Genomic DNA, 20,160 nt, shown 5'->3' on the forward strand with positions numbered 1-20,160 from the left:
TCATCGAAAGAGTGACGCGTTGTGGACGTGCTCATGCCACTGCGTGCTCATGTGCCGCGTGCATGCCCGTGCGTCCGCATTTCGCGACCACTCGTTTCGCAGGGGGTTCCATGAGATCAAGCCGCACCCGCGTGCGCGCCGGACTGGCCCTGGCGGCAGCGCTGCCGCTGGCCGCCGGGGCGCTCGCGCTCGGCACGCCCACCGCCCTGGCGGCCCAGCCCGGGCCGCACGACCGGCAGGCGCTGGCGGGCACCAAGCCGCTGTGGGCGACGCCCTCGGCCGACCGCGGCACCGCCGACGCGTCGGAGAAGGTCACCGCCCGCGTCTACCTGGCCGGCCGGGACGCCAAGGGCCTCGCCGCCTACGCCCGGGCCGTCTCCGACCCGTCGTCCGGCTCGTACGGCAAGTACTTGACGGCGCGCCAGGCGCAGGAACGATTCGGGGCGACGAAGGAGCAGATAGCCGGGGTCACCGGCTGGCTGACCTCCTCCGGCCTCAAGGTGACCGGCACCAACGAGCACTACGTCACCGTCACCGGTGACGCCGCCGCGGCCAGGAAGGCCTTCGGCACCGAGCTGCACCGCTACGTCAAGGACGGCCGCACCTACCACGCGCCGGCCACCACCGCCTCCGTCCCCGCCTCGCTCGACGGCGCCGTCCTGACCGTCGTGGGCCTGAACGACGCTCCGCGCCTGGCCAAGCACCGCGAGACCCTCCCCGGCCCGTCGGCAGCCTTCCGCAACGCCGGGCCGTTCTCCACGTACTACGGCTCGAACGTGAACAAGAGCCTGCCGTCCGCCTACGGCTCCCACGCGCCGTACGCGATCAAGGGCTACACGGGCAAGCAGCTGCGCGCCGCGTACGGGGCGAAGGAGTTCACCGGCAAGGGCGTCACGATCGCCATCACCGACGCGTACGCCTCGCCGACCATCGCCCAGGACATCCAGCAGTACGCCAAGCGCAACGGCGACAAGAGCTGGAGCAAGGGCCAGTACTCCCAGGTGCTGCCGGCCGACTGGACGCACACCGGCGAGAAGGAGTGCGACGCCTCCGGCTGGTACGGCGAGGAGACCCTCGACGTCGAGGCCGCCCACGCCGTCGCCCCGGACGCCGGCATCGTCTACGTCGCCGGCTCCTCCTGCCAGGACGACGACCTGATCGACGCCCTGCACAAGATCGTCGACGGCCGGCTCGCGGACATCGTCTCCAACTCCTGGGGCGACGTCGAGAGCAACGAGACCCCGGACGTGGCCGCCGCCTACGACCAGGTCTTCCAGACCGGCGCCGTCGAGGGCATCGGCTTCTACTTCTCCTCCGGCGACGACGGCGACAACGTCGACAAGCACGGCACCAAGCAGACCGACACCCCCGCCAACTCGCCGTGGGTCACCTCGGTCGGCGGCACGTCCCTCGCGGTCGGCAAGGGCGACAAGTACTTGTGGGAGACCGGCTGGGGCACCCACAAGGCGGAGCTCTCCAAGGACGGCCTGAGCTGGGAGGGCTCGGTCTTCACCGGTGGCGCCGGCGGCGGCACCAGCAAGATCCACCAGCAGCCGTTCTACCAGCGCGGCGTCGTCCCCGACGCGCTCGCCAAGGCGAACGGCAGCACCCCCATGCGCGTCGGGCCCGACATCGCGGCCGTCGCCGACTCCAGCACCGGCTTCCTCGTCGGCCAGACCCAGACCTTCCCCGACGGCAGCACGAAGTACGACGAGTACCGCATCGGCGGCACCTCGCTCGCGGCCCCGGTGATCGCCGGCGTCCAGGCGCTCGCCCAGCAGGCCCGCCACGGCGTGCCGATCGGCTTCGCCAACCCCGCCATCTACGACCGGTACGGCACCGCCGCCTACCACGACGTCACCGACCACCCGCTCGGCAAGGGCCAGGGCATCGGCGTCGTCCGCGTGGACTACAAGAACGGCGTGGACGCCAAGGGCGGCCTGGTCACCACGCTGCGCAGCCTCGGCGGCGACAGCTCGCTCTCGGCCACCGTCGGCTACGACGACGTCACCGGCGTCGGCACGCCGGGCAGCACGTACGTGACCTCGTACATCCCGGGGCACCGCGGCTGAGCGGAGCGAACCGCGCCCCGTACAGGGTGAACCGCGCTCCGTAAGGGGCGCGGGGAACCGCGCGAGCAGCCACGGACGGCCCGCACGGGCCGACCGGGCAGGAAGGGCCCGCAACCTCGATGCGGGCCCTTCCTGCGCTGCGGTAACCTGACTCCATGCGTGCCGTACGCCTCCTGCTTAGCGGGCCGCGCTGATCAGTACCGACCGGTGACCACGGTCGGCATCGGCGCGGCGTCCCCTCCTGTGCGAGGGGATTTTTCATTTCCGCAGGTGCCGCAGGTAGGGACGACGACGATCGATGGAGCTTTGAGGACGATGAGCGAGACCAACAACGCCGCCGAGGTGGCTGCCCCGCACCGCTACACGGCCGCGCTGGCCGCCGACATCGAGGCACGCTGGCAGGACGTCTGGGACGCCGAGGGCACGTACGAGGCGCCCAACCCCGGCGGCGACCTGGCGGGCGACCCGGCCGCCGTGGCCCGCCCCAAGAAGTTCGTCATGGACATGTTCCCGTACCCCTCGGGTGCGGGCCTGCACGTCGGCCACCCCCTCGGCTACATCGCCACCGACGTCTACGCGCGCTACCACCGCATGACCGGCCACAACGTCCTGCACACCCTGGGCTTCGACGCCTTCGGCCTGCCCGCCGAGCAGTACGCCGTGCAGACCGGCACCCACCCGCGGGTCTCCACCGAGGCCAACATCGTCAACATGAAGGCGCAGCTGCGCCGCCTGGGCCTGGGCCACGACAAGCGCCGCTCCTTCGCCACGATCGACCCGGCCTACTACAAGTGGACCCAGTGGATCTTCCTGCAGATCTTCAACTCCTGGTACGACGAGGAGGCGAAGAAGGCCCGCCCGATCGCCGAGCTGGTCGAGCAGTTCGAGAGCGGCCGGCGCGAGGTGCCGGGCGGGCGGGCGTGGAGCGGCCTGACCGCCGCCGAGCGCGCCGACGTCCTGGGTGAGTACCGCCTGGCCTACGCCTCCGAGGCGCCCGTCAACTGGTGCCCCGGCCTGGGCACCGTGCTGGCCAACGAGGAGGTCACCGCCGACGGCCGTTCCGAGCGCGGCAACTTCCCCGTCTTCAAGTCCAAGCTGCGCCAGTGGAACATGCGGATCACCGCCTACGCGGACCGCCTGCTGGAGGACCTGGACGCCCTGGACTGGCCCGAGGCCATCAAGCTCCAGCAGCGCAACTGGATCGGCCGCAGCGTCGGCGCCCGCGTCGACTTCGCCGTCGACGGCCACCCGGACGCCAAGGTCACCGTCTTCACCACCCGCCAGGACACCCTCTTCGGCGCCACCTACCTGGTCGTCGCGCCCGAGCACCAGCTGGTGCTCGACGACGAGGCGCACCGCTCGGTCATCCCGGCCGCCTGGCCCGAGGGCACCCACGAGGACTGGACCGGCGGGCACGCCACCCCGGCCGAGGCCGTCGCCGCCTACCGCAAGGAGGCCGCCGCCAAGTCCGACGTCGAGCGGCAGGCCGACGCCAAGGAGAAGACCGGCGTCTTCACCGGCGTCTACGCCGTCAACCCGGTCAGCGGCGAGAAGCTGCCCGTCTTCACCGCCGACTACGTCCTCATGGGCTACGGCACCGGCGCGATCATGGCCGTCCCCGCGCACGACAGCCGCGACTTCGCCTTCGCGCGCGCCTTCGACCTGCCCATGCGCTGCGTCGTCCGCCCCTCCGACGACCGCGGCACCGACCCGGCCGCCTGGGCCGAGTCCTTCGACTCGTACGACGCCGAGATCATCAACTCGGCCGGCGAGGGCATCTCCCTGGACGGCCTGGTCGTCGGCGAGGCGAAGACCCGCATGGCCGAGTGGCTGACCGAGCAGGGCATCGGCGAGGCCACCGTCAACTACCGCCTGCGCGACTGGCTCTTCAGCCGCCAGCGCTACTGGGGCGAGCCCTTCCCGATCGTCTACGACGAGCAGGGCGTCGCCCACGCGCTGCCCGAGTCGATGCTGCCGCTGGAGCTGCCCGAGGTCGAGGACTACTCGCCGCGCACCTTCGAGCCCGACGACGCCGACACCGAGCCCGAGACCCCGCTCTCCCGCAACGAGGACTGGGTCAACGTCACGCTCGACCTCGGCGACGGCCCCAAGCGCTACCGCCGCGAGACCAACACCATGCCCAACTGGGCCGGCTCCTGCTGGTACGAGCTGCGCTACCTCGACCCGCACAACGACCGGCAGCTGGTCTCGCCCGAGGCCGAGCAGTACTGGATGGGCCCGCGCGAGGGTCAGCCGCACGGCGGCGTCGACCTGTACGTCGGCGGCGCCGAGCACGCCGTGCTGCACCTGCTGTACGCCCGCTTCTGGTCGAAGATCCTCTTCGACCTGGGCCACGTCTCCTCGGCCGAGCCGTTCCACAAGCTCTACAACCAGGGCATGATCCAGGCGTACGTCTACCGCGACGCCCGCGGCATCGCCGTCCCGGCCACAGAGGTGGAGGAGCGCGAGGGCGCGTACTACTACCAGGGCGAGAAGGTCAGCCGGCTGCTCGGCAAGATGGGCAAGTCCCTGAAGAACGCCGTCACGCCGGACGAGATCTGCGCCGAGTACGGCGCCGACACCCTGCGCCTCTACGAGATGGCGATGGGCCCGCTGGACGTCTCCCGCCCGTGGGACACCCGCGCCGTCATCGGCCAGTACCGGCTGCTGCAGCGCCTGTGGCGCAACGTCGTCGACGAGGCCACCGGCGAGGTCACGGTCGTGGACGCCGAGGCCGACGAGGCGACGCTGCGGGCCCTGCACAAGGCCGTCGACGGCGTGGCCCAGGACCTGGCGAACCTGCGCTTCAACACCGCCATCGCCAAGATCACCGAGCTCAACAACCACGTGACCAAGCTGCGCGAGGTCCCGCGGTCCGTCGCCGAGGCCATGGTGCTGCTGATCGCGCCGCTGGCCCCGCACATCGCCGAGGAGCTCTGGCGCAAGCTGGGCCGCTCCGGCTCCGTGGTGCACGCGGACTTCCCCGTCGCCGACCCCGCCTACCTGGTCGACGAGGCCGTGACCTGCGTCGTCCAGATCAAGGGCAAGGTCAAGGCGCGGCTGGAGGTCCCGCCGTCGATCTCCGACGAGGAGCTGGAGAAGGTGGCGCTGGGCGACCCGGCGGTCGTCGCGGCGCTGGGCGGCGCGGGCATCCGCAAGGTGATCGTGCGGGCGCCGAAGCTGGTGAACATCGTTCCGGCGTAGCGACCGGGGTTCCGGCGTGGCGACCGGGGCCTGACGGCTGAGGGCCTTCAGCGACTGGGGGCTTTTCAACGACTGAGGGTTCTTCCCTACGGGCAGGTTGGGGGTTCATTTGGAACCCCTGACCTGCCCGCGCCGTTTACGGTGGAAGGAGCGAAAGCCGCCGTCCCCAGCCGAGGAGCGTCATGGAAGCCGTGGCCGTGATCGTCCTACTGGTCTTCGCGGTCCTCGTCGCGCTCGGAGTGATCGCCACGGTCAGGACGGCGCGCGCGGTCAAGCGCGGCGTGGACCGCACGGTCCACCAGGCCCGCCGCACGGTCGAGGACACCCGCCTCAAGGCCATGCGGTTCGCCCAGCCCGGCGCGGCCGGCGAGGTCGCCCAGCTGCGCCTCTCGCTGCGCACGTCGATGCGTGCCACGCAGGACGCCCTGCAGTCCGCCGCCCCCGAGGACGCCTCGCTCTCGGAGGCGCTCGCGCTCTTCCAGCGGCTCAGCGCCCACGGCCACGAGCTGGACGACGAGCTGAAGCGGCTGGAGAGCGAGCCGGACAAGACCCGGATCGCGGCCTGCCTGCCGGAGCTGCGGGAGCGGACGGCGCGCGTCAAGGACTCGGCGGATTCGCTGCGCTTCGCCGCCCAGGACCGGGCCCGGAAGTTCGCCGAGGAGGATCTGGAAGCGCTGAGCGGCCAGATCCGCATGGAGGCGGGAGCGCTGCGGCACTGGAGCGACGAGCCGGTGGGTCCTGCGGCGCAGGGTCCTTCTGCGCCGTCGCCCGGGGAGCCGGTCGCGGGCGCCGCCGGGGCCGCGCGGGCCGCTGAGCCGGGCGCGGGGCCGGAGGAGCAGCCCCGGCCGCAGGCGATCACCGGGCGCGACCGGGAGGCGTGGCGCCGGCCGGGCTACTCCTGGCAGAAGACGGGGCGGCCGGAGAGCACGTCCTGAGCTGATCAGGATCAGGAGCTGATCCTGGCGGTCCTGTCGGGGCGGGGCCTAGCTGATGCGGGGTGCCGCTGTCCGGTCGTCCCGGGGGATGATCACCTGTACGGGGCCCGTACTGCCGTCGGAGCGCCCCGGCGGGTAACCTCCGGAACATGTCCCGCCATCTCGCTGTCATTACCGATTCAACGGCCTATCTGCCGCAGCGGGCGATGGAGCGGCACAGCATCACCGCCGTACCGCTCACCGTCGTGCTGGGGGACGAGGCGCTCGAAGAGGGCACCGAGGTCTCGGCCCGCTGTGTGGCCCAGGCGCTGCAGAAGCGCAGGCCGGTGACCACGTCGCGGCCCGGCCCCGAGGTCTTCGCGGCGGCCTACCGCGCGGCGGCCGAGGCCGGTGCGCGGGGCATCGTCTCGCTGCACCTGTCGGCGGAGTTCTCCGGCACGTACGACGCGGCGGTCCTCGCGGCGCGAGAGGCGGAGGTGCCGGTGCGGGTCGTGGACACCGGCTTGGTGGCCATGGCCCTCGGTTTCTGCGCGCTGGCCGCCGCCGAGACGGCGGACGCCGGCGGCACCCTCGACGAGGCGGTCGCCGCCGCGGAGAAGCGGGCTCAGGGCACGGCCACCTTCTTCTACGTCGACACCCTGGACTACCTCCGCCGGGGCGGCCGGATCGGCGCGGCCCAGGCCCTGCTGGGCTCGGCGCTCGCCGTCAAGCCGCTGCTGCAGCTGGAGGGCGGCCGCATCGAGCTGCGCGAGAAGGTGCGTACGGCGTCCAAGGCCATCGCCCGGCTGGAGGAGATCGCGGTGGAGCGCGCGGGCGCGGCGCCCGTCGACATCGCCGTCCACCACCTGGCCGCGCCCGACCGCGCTTCGGAACTGGCCGACCGGCTGCGGGAGCGCCTGCCGGCGCTGGAGGAGCTGCACGTCAGCGAGGTGGGGGCGGTCATCGGGGCGCACACGGGGCCGGGGCTGCTGGGCGTGGTGGTAGCGCCGAAGTAGGCGGGGGCGGGCTTCCGGCTGACGCTCCGCGAGGCTTCAACGGGGCTCCGGCCGGTGTTCTGCGAGGCTTCAGCCGGACTCCCGGCTTCTTCCTTTCCCTCTCCGCGGTGGCGGAGTTATCCACAACTGCCGGGTTATCCACGGGAATCGGACCGTCCGAGCAGGATCGGGGGAATCGCCCTACGGTCTTGCGCATGACGGATCGCGTGAAGGGTCGCCTCTCGCCACCGGGTAACAACGGCCTGCAATGGGGCGGGAGTTGGCGGCTCGCGGTGCGGGAGCGCCTGCCGCTGTGGGTGCAACTGCGGTGCGGCATCGAACCGAAGACGCTTGCCGCGCTGGCAGTCGTGCTGGTGGCCGCGTGTGTCTTCGCCGCGTACCACTTTCTTGCCGGGCGGCCGCAGACGGTCCGGGTGCCCATGCGGGAGACGCAGGCGTCGGCTGCTGCCGCGCCCTCGCCGGGTGTGCCGCCTCCGGCCGTCTCCTCGCTGGCCGTCTCCTCTCCGGCCCGGACGGGCGGTGGCGGAGCGGTGGTCGTGGACGTGGCGGGCAAGGTGCGCAGGCCGGGCGTGCTGCGCCTGCCGGCGGGTTCGCGGGTGGCCGATGCGCTGGCCGCGGCCGGGGGAGCCCGCCCGGGGGCGGACACGACGGGGATCAACAGGGCGCGGGTCCTCGTGGACGGCGAGCAGATCGTGGTGGGCGCACCTGCGGGGAGCGCGGGCAACGTGGGCAGTGCGGCTGCCCCGGCGGCTTCTGCTGCTGCAGGGGCCGGGGGAGGCTCCGCCCCGGGCGGCCCGGTGAGTCTGAACGCCGCGACGGTCGAGCAGTTGGACGCGCTGCCGGGCGTCGGGCCCGTCCTGGCCCGGCACATTCTCGACTACCGCACGCAGCACGGCGGCTTCCGCTCCGTCGAGGAGCTCCGCAAGGTCAACGGGATCGGCAGCCGCCGCTTCACCGACCTCCGCCCCCTGGTGCAGCCATGACGGCCACCAAGCCCGCTGCGACCGCCGCGGCCGGCGCGACCCCCATGGGCACGCTGCGGCGGCAGGACGCGCCGGGTGAGGAGCGGGAGGGCTCGCAGGCCCTGCGGCAGGAAGGCCCGGTGGATCTGCGGCTGGTCGCGCCCGCGGTCGCGGCGTGGGTGGCCGCGGCCCTGGCGCTGACGGCAAGCGGATGGGCGGTCGTCCCGGCGGCGGGTGCCGGAGTCCTGGCGGCAGGCGTGCTCCTGGCCCGGAGCAGGTGCGGCCGCACGCCCGGCGGGCGAGGGGCGTGGTCCGGCGGGATCGCCGTCGCACTCGCCGCCGTCCTGCTGTGCGCCGCGGCCGGTGCGGCGGTGGCGGCACTGCGGGGCGCCGACTCCCGGCGGGGGCCGCTTCCCGCACTGGCCCGAAGCGGCGCCGCGGCCGTCGTGGAGGCGACGCTCACGGCCGACCCGAGAGCCACGCGCCCCCGCGCGCGAGGAGCCGTGCGGACGGCTCCCGCCGCGGTGATCGAGGCCGAGGCGACCAAGGTGACCGCGGGCCGCGTCACCACCGCCGTCCGTACGCCGGTGCTGCTGATCGCGCCACCGTCGTGGCTCGGACTGCTGCCGTCCACGCGGGTGCGGGCCGAAGGCCACCTCACGGTGCCGGCGCAGGCAGGAGGGTCCGGGCCCCCACCCGCCGCAGTCCTGCGGATCAGCGGGCGGGAGCAGCCCGCGGTCGTCGGCGGCCCCAGCACGGTGCAGCGCGTCGCGGCCAGGTTCCGGGCGGGGCTGCGGGAGGCCACGGACGCACTGCCGCCGGATCCGCGCGCCCTGCTGCCGGGTCTCGTCGTGGGGGACACCTCACGGGTCCCTGCCGACCTCGACGAGGCGTTCCGGGCGACCGGGATGACGCACTTGCTGGCCGTCTCCGGAAGCAACCTCGCGATCCTGCTCGCCGTGCTCGTAGGACCGCTGCACCTGGCCGCCCGCGCCGAGCGCCGCGGTCTCGCGGCCCGGCTCGGGGTGCCGCTGCGGGTGACGGCGGTGCTGGGCGCCGGTCTCGTCCTGGGGTTCGTCGTGGTGTGCCGGCCCGACCCGAGCGTGCTGCGCGCGGCCGCATGCGGTCTCGTGCTGCTGCTCGCGCTCGCCACGGGCCGGCGGCGCAGCCTCCTGCCCGCCCTCGCGGCGGCCGCCCTGATCCTCGTCCTCTACGACCCCTGGCTCGCCCGCAGCCCCGGCTTCCTCCTCTCGGTGCTGGCCACCGGCGCCCTCCTGACCCTCGCGCCACGCTGGAGCGCGGCCCTGCAACGGCGCGGGCTGCCACGGCGCCCGGCCGAAGCCCTGGCGGCGGCCGCCGCCGCGGAGGCGGTCTGCGCACCGGTGATCGCCGTGCTGGCCGAGCGGGTCAGCCTGGTGGCGGTGCCCTGCAACCTCCTCGCCGAGGCGGCCGTCGCACCCGCCACGGTGCTCGGCTTCGCCGCGCTCGCCGTGTCGCCCCTGGCCATGCCCGTCGCCGAGTGGCTCGCCCGGCTCGCGTCCTGGCCCGCCGCCTGGGCGGCCGCAGTGGCCCGTACGGGGGCGGACCTGCCCGGGGCGGAGCTCGCCTGGCCGGGCGGCTGGACCGGCGGCCTGCTGCTCGCCGCCGTCACGGCCGCCGCGGTGCTGACGTCCCGCAGGCTGCTCCGCAGCCCCTGGGCCTGCGCGGCCTGCGCGCTGCTCCTGCTCGTCGCCGTCGTCCGCCCGGCACCCCTGAACCGCGCGGTGACGGGCTGGCCGCCGCCCGGCTGGCGGCTCGCCGTCTGCGACGTGGGGCAGGGAGACGCGCTGGTCCTCGCCGCCGGGGAAGGGAGCGCGGTCGTCGTGGACGCGGGGCCGGAGCCGCGGGCCGTGGACCGTTGCCTGCGCGCGCTCGGCGTCGAGGAGATCCCCCTCCTCGTCCTCAGCCACTTCCATGCCGACCACGTGGACGGGCTGCCCGGCGTGCTGCACGGCCGGGCGGTCGGAGCCGTCGAGACGACGCCGTTCGCGGAGCCCGGGGGCCGGGCCGCGTTCGTCCGCCGCGAGGCCGGGCGCGCGCACGTTCCCGTGACCACGGCCGGGGCGGGGGAGCGCCGCCGCCTGGGCGAGCTGGAGTGGGAGGTGCTGTGGCCGCCGCCCGCGGGAATGTCGGCCGTGGCCGAAGAGGGGCCCAACGACGCCAGCGTCACGCTGCTGGTCCGCAGCGCCGGCCTGACCGCGCTGCTGCTCGGCGACCTCGAACCGCCCGCTCAGCAGGCCCTGCTGGAGGCCTGTCCCGAGCTGCCCGCCGTGGACGTCCTCAAGGTCGCCCACCACGGCTCCGCCCACCAGGACCCCCAGCTGATACGCCGGCTCCGCCCCCGCCTCGCGGTCGTCTCGGCCGGTGCGGGCAACCCCTACGGACATCCGTCGCCCCGCACGCTGGCCGCGCTCCGGAAACAGGGCGCCGCCGTCCTGCGCACCGACACGGACGGGCCGGTCGCCGTGACCGGCGCGGGAAGGGAAGTCACAGCGGTCACGAAGGCCTCCGCCGGCCGGCGAAGAGCGGGCCTACGGAGAACAGGCCGACGAAGAGCAGGCCGACGGAGAGCAGGCCCACCAAGAGCAGGCCCACCAAGAGCAGGTACCCGAAGACGCAGGACCGCAGACCGATGTCGCCACCCCCCGAGATGAGGGATAACTGACCCATGAACAAGATCATCAGTGCTGCGTCCGTCGACGCCTACCTGGCCCGCATCGGCGCCACCCGCCCGGCCGCGCCCGACTCGGAGGCCCTGCGCGAGCTCCACCTCCGCCACCTGCACGCGGTGCCCTTCGAGAACCTGTCGATCCACCTGGGGGAGGAGGTCGTGCTGGACCCCGCCGCCCTCGTGGCCAAGGTGACCGGCGGGCGCGGGGGCTTCTGCTACGAGCTCAACGGCGCGTTCGCGGCCCTGCTGGAGGCGCTGGGCTACCGGGTCACGCTGCTGGCCGCCCGGGTGATGGGGCCCGACGGGCTGTTCGGCCCGCCCTTCGACCACCTCGCGCTGCAGGTATACGCGGCCGACAGTGCGGAGCCGTGGCTGGTGGACGTCGGGTTCGGGCGGAACAGCCACTGCCCGCTGCGGTTCGACGAGCGGGGCGAGCAGGCCGACCCCGCCGGCACCTTCCGGCTCGCCGAGACGGCGGACGGGGACCTCGACCTCCTCCGGGAGGGCGACGTGCAGTACCGCCTCGAACGCCGTCCCCGGGAGCTGGCGGACTTCGAGGGCTGCTGCTGGTGGCACCGCACCTCGCCCAAGTCCCCCTTCACCCGGGCGGTGCTCTGCTCCCGGCTCACCGCCGGGGGCCGCGTCACCCTCAGCGACCGCACCCTGCTGACCACCGGTGCGACGGGCCGTCAGGAGCAGCCGCTGGCGGACGGGGAGATGCTGCCCGCCTTCCGCGAGCACTTCGGCATCGCGCTCGACCGGGTGCCGCACGTGCGGCGCGCGGCGGAGGAGCGGGTCATGCCGTAGGCGCGGGGCGGGCGGCGGGTCACTCCCGCTCGAGCCAGCCGTCGTACTCCTCGGCCAGCTCGCGCAGGGCGGCGACGTCGAGGTCGCCCTTGGGGTCCTCCAGGACGACCAGCCACTGGGCGTCCTCGGCGTCGTCCTCGCCGGCCAGGGCCTCGCGGACTATCCGGGGGTCGTCGTCCAGCACGAAGCGCTGGGCGGCCTCCTCGGCTGCCTCCTCGGCGGCATCGCGGTCGGGAAGCACCAGGAGGTGTCGTACGGAATCAGTGTCTGAGGAGAGGTAAGGGCTGCTCACACGCCACATTCTGCGATACGGCCGAAGGCCGCGCGGGGGGAGGTGTCAGTAGGGCGTGGGATGCTGGTCGCGATGGCCAGGAAGACTGCAACCGACGACGTTCTCGCCCCCGTCACGCTCGCCGTGGGCCAGGAGGACCTCCTGCTGGACCGCGCGGTCCGGGAGGTGGTCGCGGCGGCCCGCGCCGCCGACGCGGACACCGACGTCCGTGACCTCATGCCCGACGCCCTCCAGCCGGGCACCCTCGCCGAGCTCACCAGCCCGTCGCTCTTCGCCGAGCGCAAGGTCGTGATCGTGCGCAACGCCCAGGACCTCTCGGCGGACACGATCAAGGACGTCAAGGGCTATCTCGCCGCGCCCGCCGAGGAGATCACCCTGGTGCTCCTGCACGCGGGCGGCGCCAAGGGCAAGGGCCTGCTGGACGCGGCGCGCAAGGCCGGGGCACGGGAGGTCGCCTGCCCCAAGATGACCAAGCCGGCCGACCGGCTGACGTTCGTCCGCACCGAGTTCCGCACGGCAGGCCGCTCCGCGTCGCCCGAGGCCTGCCAGGCTCTGGTGGATGCGATCGGCAGCGATCTTCGGGAGCTGGCCAGCGCCTGCGCCCAGCTCGTCGCCGACGTCGACGGCACGATCGACGCCGCCGTCGTCGGGCGCTATTACACGGGCCGCGCCGAGGCCTCCAGCTTCACCGTCGCCGACCGCGCGGTGGAGGGCCGGGCCGCCGAGGCCCTGGAGGCGCTGCGCTGGGCCATGTCCACGGGCGTCGCGCCCGTCCTGATCACCAGCGCCCTCGCCCAGGGCGTCCGCGCCATCGGCAAGCTGGCCTCCGCCCCCCGCGGCGCCCGCCCCGGCGACCTCGCGCGGGACCTCGGCATGCCCCCCTGGAAGATCGACCGGGTCCGGCAGCAGATGCGCGGCTGGTCGGCGGACGGCGTCGCCGCCGCGCTGACCGCGGTCGCGGCGGCCGACGCGGGCGTCAAGGGCGGGGGAGACGACCCGGAGTACGCCCTGGAGAAGGCCGTCGTGGCGGTGGCCCGGGCGGCCAGAAGCCGCGGCTGAGCGCAAGCGAGATCGCCGGACGGGCCGCATCCCGCTGGGACACCTGCACAACCCCGCGGGGACACCCGCACGACCCAGCCCGTCCGGCTGCACGACACCCGACCCGTCCGGCGTCCGAGGGCCGGGCCCCGGCGCGGCGGCGGAGCCCCGGAAAACCCAGAAGCCCCGCACCACCCTTGGGGAAAGGGGATACGGGGCCCTGGATCGTTCATCGAGCCGAAAGGCTCATACCGCACCCGCGTGGCGAACGACCGAGTGCGGCGGGGTGCCGGACCGGAGCGGTAGAGGGGCCGCTGGTTCCGATACCGGCGAAGGACCGGGGCTCACGCCCCGGAGAGGCTTCAGCCCTTGAGGGAGGCAACCTGCTTGGCCAGCGCCGACTTCTTGTTGGCGGCAGCGTTCTTGTGCAGGACACCCTTGGTGGCGGCCTTGTCGAGCTTCTTGCCGGCCAGGGCAACGGCGGCGGTGGCCTTCTCGGCGTCACCGGCGACGATGGCCTCGCGGGCCGCACGCACGGCGGTCTTGACCGCGGACTTGACGGCCTTGTTACGCAGGCGCGCCTTCTCGTTGGTCTTGTTCCGCTTGATCTGGGACTTGATGTTCGCCACGAAAGAGCCTTTTCAGGTTCGTTGGATTTCGAGATGTGCGTCCCGTGACCGAAAGGGTCGCGAGGCACAGTGAACCAGGCTACCAGCAGCTCCTCCGGCCGCCCAAACCGGACGACGGCCGCCGCTCATGGGACGATGGGTGGGTCGTATACCCGACTCCCGCCGAGACTGGCGTACCAACGCCGAAGTCACCGAATGGATCCTGCGTGCCCGCGACCCCTACCAACGTGCCCGAGCCGAGCCGTACCGACCCGGCTCTGATCCGTAACTTCTGCATCATCGCGCACATCGACCATGGCAAGTCGACGCTCGCCGACCGGATGCTTCAGCTGACCGGCGTGGTCGACCAGCGGCAGATGCGAGCGCAGTACCTCGACCGGATGGACATCGAGCGCGAGCGCGGCATCACGATCAAGTCCCAGGCGGTCCGTCTGCCCTGGGCGCCCACCGAGGGCGAGGCCGAGGGCACGACCCACATCCTCAACATGATCGACACGCCGGGCCACGTGGACTTCACCTACGAGGTCTCGCGTTCCCTCGCCGCGTGCGAGGGCTGCATCCTCCTGGTCGACGCCGCGCAGGGCATCGAGGCCCAGACCCTCGCCAACCTCTACCTGGCGATGGAGAACGACCTCACGATCATCCCGGTCCTCAACAAGATCGACCTGCCGGCTGCCCAGCCCGAGAAGTTCGCCGCCGAGCTGGCCAACCTCGTCGGCTGCGAGCCCGAGGACGTCCTGCGGGTCTCCGCGAAGACCGGCATGGGCGTCGAGGCGCTGCTGGACAAGGTCATCCGCGACGTCCCGGCCCCGGTCGGTGTCAAGGACGCCCCCGCCCGCGCCATGATCTTCGACTCGGTCTACGACTCCTACCGCGGCGTGGTCACCTACGTCCGGGTCGTGGACGGCGAGCTCAAGAAGCGCGAGCGCATCAAGATGATGTCGACCGGCGCCACCCACGAGCTGCTGGAGATCGGCACCAACTCGCCCGAGATGCTCCCGGCCGACGGCCTCGGCGTCGGCGAGGTGGGCTACATCATCACCGGTGTGAAGGACGTCCGGCAGTCCAAGGTCGGTGACACGATCACCTCCCAGCAGAACGGCGCCACCGAGGCCCTGGGCGGCTACAAGGACCCGAAGCCGATGGTGTTCTCGGGCCTCTACCCGCTGGACGGCTCGGACTACCCGGAGCTCCGCGAGGCCCTCGACAAGCTGCAGCTCAACGACGCCGCGCTGGTCTACGAGCCGGAGACCTCGGCCGCCCTGGGCTTCGGCTTCCGCGTCGGCTTCCTCGGCCTGCTCCACCTGGACGTGGTGCGCGAGCGGCTGGAGCGCGAGTTCGGCCTCGACCTCATCGCCACCGCGCCGAACGTGGTCTACCAGGTCCGGATGGAGGACGGCACCGAGCACACCGTCACCAACCCGAGCGAATTCCCCGAGGGGAAGATCGCCGAGGTGCACGAGCCGGTGGTCAAGGCGACCGTCCTCGCGCCCACCGAGTTCGTCGGCGCGATCATGGAGCTCTGCCAGTCCCGCCGCGGCACGATGCTGGGCATGGACTACCTCTCCGAGGACCGGGTCGAGCTGCGCTACACCCTCCCCCTCGCGGAGATCGTCTTCGACTTCTTCGACCAGCTGAAGTCCAAGACCCGCGGCTACGCCTCCCTCGACTACGAGCCCACCGGCGAGCAGACCGCCGACCTCGTCAAGGTCGACATCCTGCTGCACGGCGACAAGGTCGACGCGTTCTCCGCGATCACCCACAAGGAGAAGGCGTACGCGTACGGCGTGCGGCTCGTCGCCAAGCTCCGCGAGCTCATCCCCCGGCAGAACTTCGAGGTGCCGATCCAGGCCGCGATCGGCTCGCGCGTCATCGCCCGCGAGACCGTCCGCGCGATCCGCAAGGACGTCCTCGCCAAGTGCTACGGCGGTGACATCTCCCGTAAGCGGAAGCTGCTGGAGAAGCAGAAGGAAGGCAAGAAGCGGATGAAGATGGTCGGCAGCGTGGAGGTCCCGCAGGAGGCCTTCATCGCGGTGCTGTCCAGCGACGAGGCGGGGGAGAAGGGCAAGAAGTAGCCCATTCCGGCCGCGTTCCCCGTGCGCCGCGAGCGCCCGTTCCCACCCCCGGGAGCGGGCGCTTCCGCATGCTCCGGCACCCTCCGGCGCTTCCGCCGGTCACAGCTTCGACAAGGCGGTCACAGCCCCTTACGCAAGGGGCCCGGGCGGCTTACGCTGATCACTGCTTGGAAGGTTACCCGTGAGTCACCAGCACCGAATCGGGCCCCGGAGGACGCCGTGACCGAGACACAGGCTTTGATCGAGAACCGGCCGCCCTCCGTGGCGGCGATTCTCCTCGAACGCGTCGAGGCGACGCCCGATGCGGAGGCCTACCGCTACCCGGTCCCCGCCCCCTCCGGCCAGGGCGCCGAGGACTGGGCCTCGCTCACCTGGGGCCAGGCCGCCGAGCGCGTCTTCGCCGTTGCCGCGGGCCTGGTCGACCTCGGCGTGCAGCCCGAGGAGCGGGTCGCCCTCTCCTCCGCCACCCGCGTGGAGTGGATCCTCGCCGACCTCGGAGTGCTCTGCTCCGGCGCCGCCACCACCACGATCTACCCCAGCACCAACGCCGAGGAGACGGCGTTCATCCTCTCCGACTCCGAGAGCCGCGTGCTCATCGCCGAGAACGCGGCCCAGCTCGCCAAGGCCCGCGAGCACCGCGCCGACCTGCCCGGCCTCGCCCACGTCGTGGTCGTCGAGGAGAAGGACGCCATCCCCGCCGAGGGCGACCCCGACGGCTGGGTGCTCTCTCTCGCCGAGCTGGAGCGGCGCGGCGCCGCCCGCCTGGAGGCCCGGCCGGAGACCGTGCGCGAGCGCATCGAGGGCCTGCGCGCCGACCAGCTCGCGACGCTCATCTACACCTCCGGCACCACCGGCCGCCCCAAAGGCGTCCGCCTGCCCCACGACACCTGGTCGTACATGGCCCGCGCCATCCAGGCCACCGAGATGGTCCGCCCCGACGACGTGCAGTACCTGTGGCTGCCGCTCGCGCACGTCTTCGGCAAGGTGCTGACGTGCAGCCAGATCAGCACCGGCCACGTCACCGCCGTCGACGGCCGCCAGGACCGGATCGCCGAGAACCTCAAGACCGTCCGGCCCACCTACATGGCGGCCGTCCCGCGCGTCTTCGAGAAGGTCTACAACGGTGTCGCGGCCAAGGCCCGCGAGGGCGGCGGCGCCAAGTACAAGATCTTCCGCTGGGCCTCCGAGGTCGCCCGCGAGTACGCCAAGGTCTCGCAGGACAACTTCCGCCGCACCGGCAGCAAGGCCGTCCCCTTCGGCCTCGCCGCCAAGCACAAGGTCGCGGACGCCCTCGTCTACGCCAAGATCCGCGAGGCCTTCGGCGGCCGGCTGCGCGCCTGCGTCTCCGGCGCCTCCGCCCTCCCCCCGGACATCGGCTACTTCTTCTCTGGCGCCGGCATCCACATCCTGGAGGGCTACGGCCTCACCGAGACCAGCGCCGCCAGCTTCGTCAACCCCGGCGAGGCCTACCGCACCGGCACCGTCGGCAAGCCCCTGCCCGGCACCGAGGTCCGGATCGCCGACGACGGCGAGATCCTGCTGCGCGGCCCCGGCGTCATGGCCGGCTACCACCGGCTGCCCGAGAAGACCGCCGAGGTCCTGGAGAGCGACGGCTGGTTCCACACCGGTGACATCGGCGAGCTGTCGCCCGACGGCTACCTGCGCATCACCGACCGCAAGAAGGACCTGATCAAGACCTCCGGCGGCAAGTACGTCGCGCCGACCGAGATCGAGGGCCGCTTCAAGGCCCTGTGCCCCTTCGTCTCCAACGCCGTCGTGCACGGCGCCGACCGCAACTACTGCACCGCCCTCATCGCCCTCGACGAGCCCACCCTCATGACCTGGGCCGCCGAGCACGGCATGGCCGGCAAGCCCTACGCCGAGGTCGTCGCGGACCCGCGGACCGTCGAGCTCGTCGACGGCTACGTGCAGCGGGTCAACGAGGGCCTCCAGCGCTGGCAGACGATCAAGAAGTTCCGGCTGCTGCCGCGCGACCTGGACGTCGAGCACGGCGAGCTCACCCCGAGCCTCAAGCTCAAGCGGCCCGCGGTCGAGCGGCGCTACCAGCACCTGATCGAGGAGATGTACGAGGGCGCCCGGGAGAAGTGAGCCGGCCGGTCCGCTCCGGGCGGTCCGGCCGGTCCCGGCCGCCGGTCCGGCCGGTCCACTCCGGCGATGCCGGACAATGGACCCATGCCTTCCGTACTGCCTGACGGCGAACCCATGCCCGAGGACGGGGCCCTGCCCCGCCACGCCCTCACCGGCGCCGGGCAGCGGCCGCTCGGGTTCTACCTGCACGTGCCGTACTGCGCGACGCGCTGCGGGTACTGCGACTTCAACACGTACACCGCGAGCGAGCTGCGCGGCTCCGGCGGCGCGCTCGCCTCGCGGGACAACTACGCCGAGACGGTCGAGCAGGAGATCCGCCTCGCACGGAAGGTCCTGGGCGACGACCCGCGCCCCGTCGAAACCGTCTTCGTCGGCGGCGGCACGCCCACCCTGCTGCCCGCGGCGGACCTCGTACGGATGCTCGCGGCGATCCGCGACGAGTTCGGCCTCGCGGACGGCGCGGAGATCACCACCGAGGCGAACCCCGAGTCCGTCGACCCGCGCTACCTCGCCGAGCTCCGCGAGGGCGGCTTCAACCGGATCTCCTTCGGCATGCAGAGCGCCCGGCAGCACGTCCTGAAGATCCTCGACCGCACGCATACGCCGGGCCGCCCCGAGGCCTGCGTCGCCGAAGCGCGCGCCGCCGGATTCGAGCACGTCAACCTCGACCTGATCTACGGCACGCCCGGGGAGTCCGACGACGACTGGCGGGCCTCGCTCGACGCGGCCGTCGGCGCCGGGCCCGACCACGTCTCGGCGTACGCCCTGATCGTCGAGGAGGGCACCCAGCTGGCCCGCCGGATCCGCCGCGGCGAGGTCCCCATGACCGACGACGACGTCCACGCCGACCGCTACCTCATCGCCGAGGAGGCGCTCACCGCCGCGGGCTTCTCCTGGTACGAGGTCTCCAACTGGGCCACGACCGACGCCGGCCGCTGCCGCCACAACGAGCTCTACTGGCGCGGCGCGGACTGGTGGGGCGCGGGCCCCGGCGCGCACTCCCACGTCGGGGGCGTGCGGTGGTGGAACGTCAAGCACCCGGGCGCGTACGCACAGGCGCTGGCCGAGGGGCGGTCGCCGGGCGCGGGCCGCGAGGTGCTGCCGGAGGAGGACCGGCGGGTCGAGCGGATCCTGCTGGAGCTGCGGCTGATCGACGGCTGCCCGCTGTCCCTGCTGAAGCCGGCGGGCGCGGCTGCCGCTGCGCGGGCCCTGAAGGACGGCCTGCTGGACCCCGGCCCGTACGAGGCCGGCCGCGCGGTCCTGACGCTGCGGGGGCGGCTCCTGGCCGATGCCGTGGTGCGGGACCTGGTGGACTGAGGTGCACGAGGCTCCGCCCCGGACCCCGGTCCTCAATCGCCGGACGGCTTAAATATTTTTGAGCCGTCCGGCGATCGAGGACGACGCGCGTCAGCGCGGACGGGGGCCGGGGGCTCGCCCCAGGAAACGGCGAAAGGGCGGGACCGGGGCCTGACCCTTCTACGGGCCCACCGTCACGAAGTCGATCAGTTCCTCCACGCGGCCCAGCAGCTCCGGCTCCAGGTCCTTGTACGAGCGCACGCTCGCAAGGATCCGCTGCCACGCCGCCCCCGTGTTCGGCGGCCACCCCAGCGCCCCGCACACCCCCGTCTTCCAGTCCTGCCCCCGCGGCACCCGCGGCCACTCCCGGATCCCCACGGAGGAGGGCTTCACCGCCTCCCACACGTCCACGTACGGGTGACCCACCACCAGCACGTGCTCGCCCGTCACCTCCGCCGCGATCCGCGACTCCTTCGAGCCCGGGACGAGGTGGTCGACCAGGACGCCCAGCCGGGCGTCAGGTCCGGGGCCGAAGGAGCGGACGATCGCCTGGAGGTCGTCGACGCCCTCCAGGTACTCCACGACCACGCCCTCGACGCGCAGGTCGTCGCCCCACACCCGCTCCACGAGCTCCGCGTCGTGGCGGCCCTCCACGTAGATGCGCCCGGCGCGGGCGACGCGGGCCCGGGCGCCCGGGACGGCGATCGAGCCGGACGCCGTCCGCGCGGGCCCCTGCGCCGCGGGCGCGGCAGCGGGCCGCACGAGGGTGACGACGCGGCCCTCCAGGAGGAAGCCGCGGGGCTCCATCGGGAAGACGCGGTGCTTGCCGAAGCGGTCCTCCAGGGTGACCACGGGACCCTGCGCCGTCTTCTCGCAGCGGATCACCGCCCCGCAGAAGCCGGTGGTGACCTCCTCGACCACGAGGTCCGGATCGGCGGACACCTCGGGCGCGGGCTGCTGCTTCTTCCACGGCGGGGTGAGATCGGGTCCGTACTGTCTGCTGCGCATGGAGATCATTCTTCCCGTGGCGCGCGGG

General features: G+C 72.9%; 14 protein-coding genes. 11 read left to right on the top strand and 3 right to left on the bottom strand.

Going from position 1 to position 20,160, the window contains the following annotated elements; all coding sequences use genetic code 11:
- Positions 1 to 110: 110 nt before the first annotated feature.
- From ACFZCD_RS25270 to ACFZCD_RS25300, 7 genes are all read left to right on the top strand, one after another.
- Positions 111 to 2,072, top strand: coding sequence for a protease pro-enzyme activation domain-containing protein (locus ACFZCD_RS25270; RefSeq protein WP_391834536.1), 1,962 nt, complete (start codon positions 111 to 113; stop codon positions 2,070 to 2,072).
- A 315-nt stretch (positions 2,073 to 2,387) separates the two neighbouring features.
- Positions 2,388 to 5,276: a leucine--tRNA ligase gene (locus tag ACFZCD_RS25275; protein ID WP_391834538.1), complete on the top strand. Its 2,889-nt coding sequence runs from the start codon at positions 2,388 to 2,390 to the stop codon at positions 5,274 to 5,276.
- A gap of 182 nt (positions 5,277 to 5,458) precedes the next feature.
- Complete coding sequence (locus ACFZCD_RS25280) at positions 5,459 to 6,211, top strand: hypothetical protein (protein WP_391834540.1); 753 nt, start codon at positions 5,459 to 5,461, stop codon at positions 6,209 to 6,211.
- Positions 6,212 to 6,360: 149 nt separating this feature from the next.
- Complete coding sequence (locus ACFZCD_RS25285; protein WP_391834542.1) at positions 6,361 to 7,206, top strand: DegV family protein; 846 nt, start codon at positions 6,361 to 6,363, stop codon at positions 7,204 to 7,206.
- A 194-nt stretch (positions 7,207 to 7,400) separates the two neighbouring features.
- Positions 7,401 to 8,189: a ComEA family DNA-binding protein gene (locus ACFZCD_RS25290; protein WP_391834544.1), complete on the top strand. Its 789-nt coding sequence runs from the start codon at positions 7,401 to 7,403 to the stop codon at positions 8,187 to 8,189.
- Positions 8,186 to 10,861, top strand: coding sequence for a ComEC/Rec2 family competence protein (locus ACFZCD_RS25295; protein ID WP_391834546.1), 2,676 nt, complete (start codon positions 8,186 to 8,188; stop codon positions 10,859 to 10,861). The genes ACFZCD_RS25290 and ACFZCD_RS25295 overlap by 4 nt, the downstream gene beginning before the upstream one ends.
- 14 nt (positions 10,862 to 10,875) lie before the next feature.
- Positions 10,876 to 11,685, top strand: a complete 810-nt coding sequence (locus ACFZCD_RS25300) for an arylamine N-acetyltransferase (protein WP_391834548.1) — start codon at positions 10,876 to 10,878, stop codon at positions 11,683 to 11,685.
- Between the two features lie 19 nt (positions 11,686 to 11,704).
- Here the strand turns inward: ACFZCD_RS25300 and ACFZCD_RS25305 are convergent, their stop codons facing one another.
- Positions 11,705 to 11,986 carry a hypothetical protein gene (locus ACFZCD_RS25305; RefSeq protein ID WP_391834550.1) on the bottom strand — a complete coding sequence of 94 codons (282 nt, stop codon included), beginning with the start codon at positions 11,984 to 11,986 and terminating at the stop codon, positions 11,705 to 11,707.
- A gap of 63 nt (positions 11,987 to 12,049) precedes the next feature.
- Between ACFZCD_RS25305 and holA the strand changes: the two genes are divergently transcribed.
- Positions 12,050 to 13,036, top strand: a complete 987-nt coding sequence (holA, locus tag ACFZCD_RS25310) for a DNA polymerase III subunit delta (protein WP_391834552.1) — start codon at positions 12,050 to 12,052, stop codon at positions 13,034 to 13,036.
- A 341-nt stretch (positions 13,037 to 13,377) separates the two neighbouring features.
- Here holA and rpsT read toward each other — a convergent pair whose 3' ends face one another.
- The gene (gene rpsT, locus ACFZCD_RS25315; RefSeq protein WP_391834554.1) at positions 13,378 to 13,644 is read right to left on the bottom strand and encodes a 30S ribosomal protein S20; all 267 of its coding nucleotides are present in this window, start codon (positions 13,642 to 13,644) and stop codon (positions 13,378 to 13,380) included.
- 206 nt (positions 13,645 to 13,850) lie between these two features.
- On the opposite strand from rpsT, the gene lepA reads away from it, so the two are divergent.
- The 3 genes from lepA to hemW all read left to right on the top strand — a co-directional run bounded on the left by lepA (position 13,851) and on the right by hemW (position 19,145).
- Positions 13,851 to 15,719, top strand: a complete 1,869-nt coding sequence (gene lepA / locus ACFZCD_RS25320; protein WP_391834556.1) for a translation elongation factor 4 — start codon at positions 13,851 to 13,853, stop codon at positions 15,717 to 15,719.
- A gap of 219 nt (positions 15,720 to 15,938) precedes the next feature.
- Positions 15,939 to 17,828 (top strand): AMP-dependent synthetase/ligase, encoded by a 1,890-nt coding sequence (locus tag ACFZCD_RS25325; RefSeq protein WP_391834557.1) that lies wholly within the window; start codon positions 15,939 to 15,941, stop codon positions 17,826 to 17,828.
- 84 nt (positions 17,829 to 17,912) lie between these two features.
- Positions 17,913 to 19,145, top strand: a complete 1,233-nt coding sequence (gene hemW / locus ACFZCD_RS25330; protein WP_391834559.1) for a radical SAM family heme chaperone HemW — start codon at positions 17,913 to 17,915, stop codon at positions 19,143 to 19,145.
- Between the two features lie 159 nt (positions 19,146 to 19,304).
- Here hemW and ACFZCD_RS25335 read toward each other — a convergent pair whose 3' ends face one another.
- A complete protein-coding gene (locus tag ACFZCD_RS25335) occupies positions 19,305 to 20,132 on the bottom strand; it encodes a DUF3097 domain-containing protein (RefSeq protein ID WP_391834560.1) in 828 nt (275 codons plus the stop codon).
- Positions 20,133 to 20,160 lie beyond the last annotated feature (28 nt).

This window comes from Streptomyces sp. NPDC008001 (genome assembly GCF_042958085.1).
Classification (GTDB): domain Bacteria; phylum Actinomycetota; class Actinomycetes; order Streptomycetales; family Streptomycetaceae; genus Streptomyces.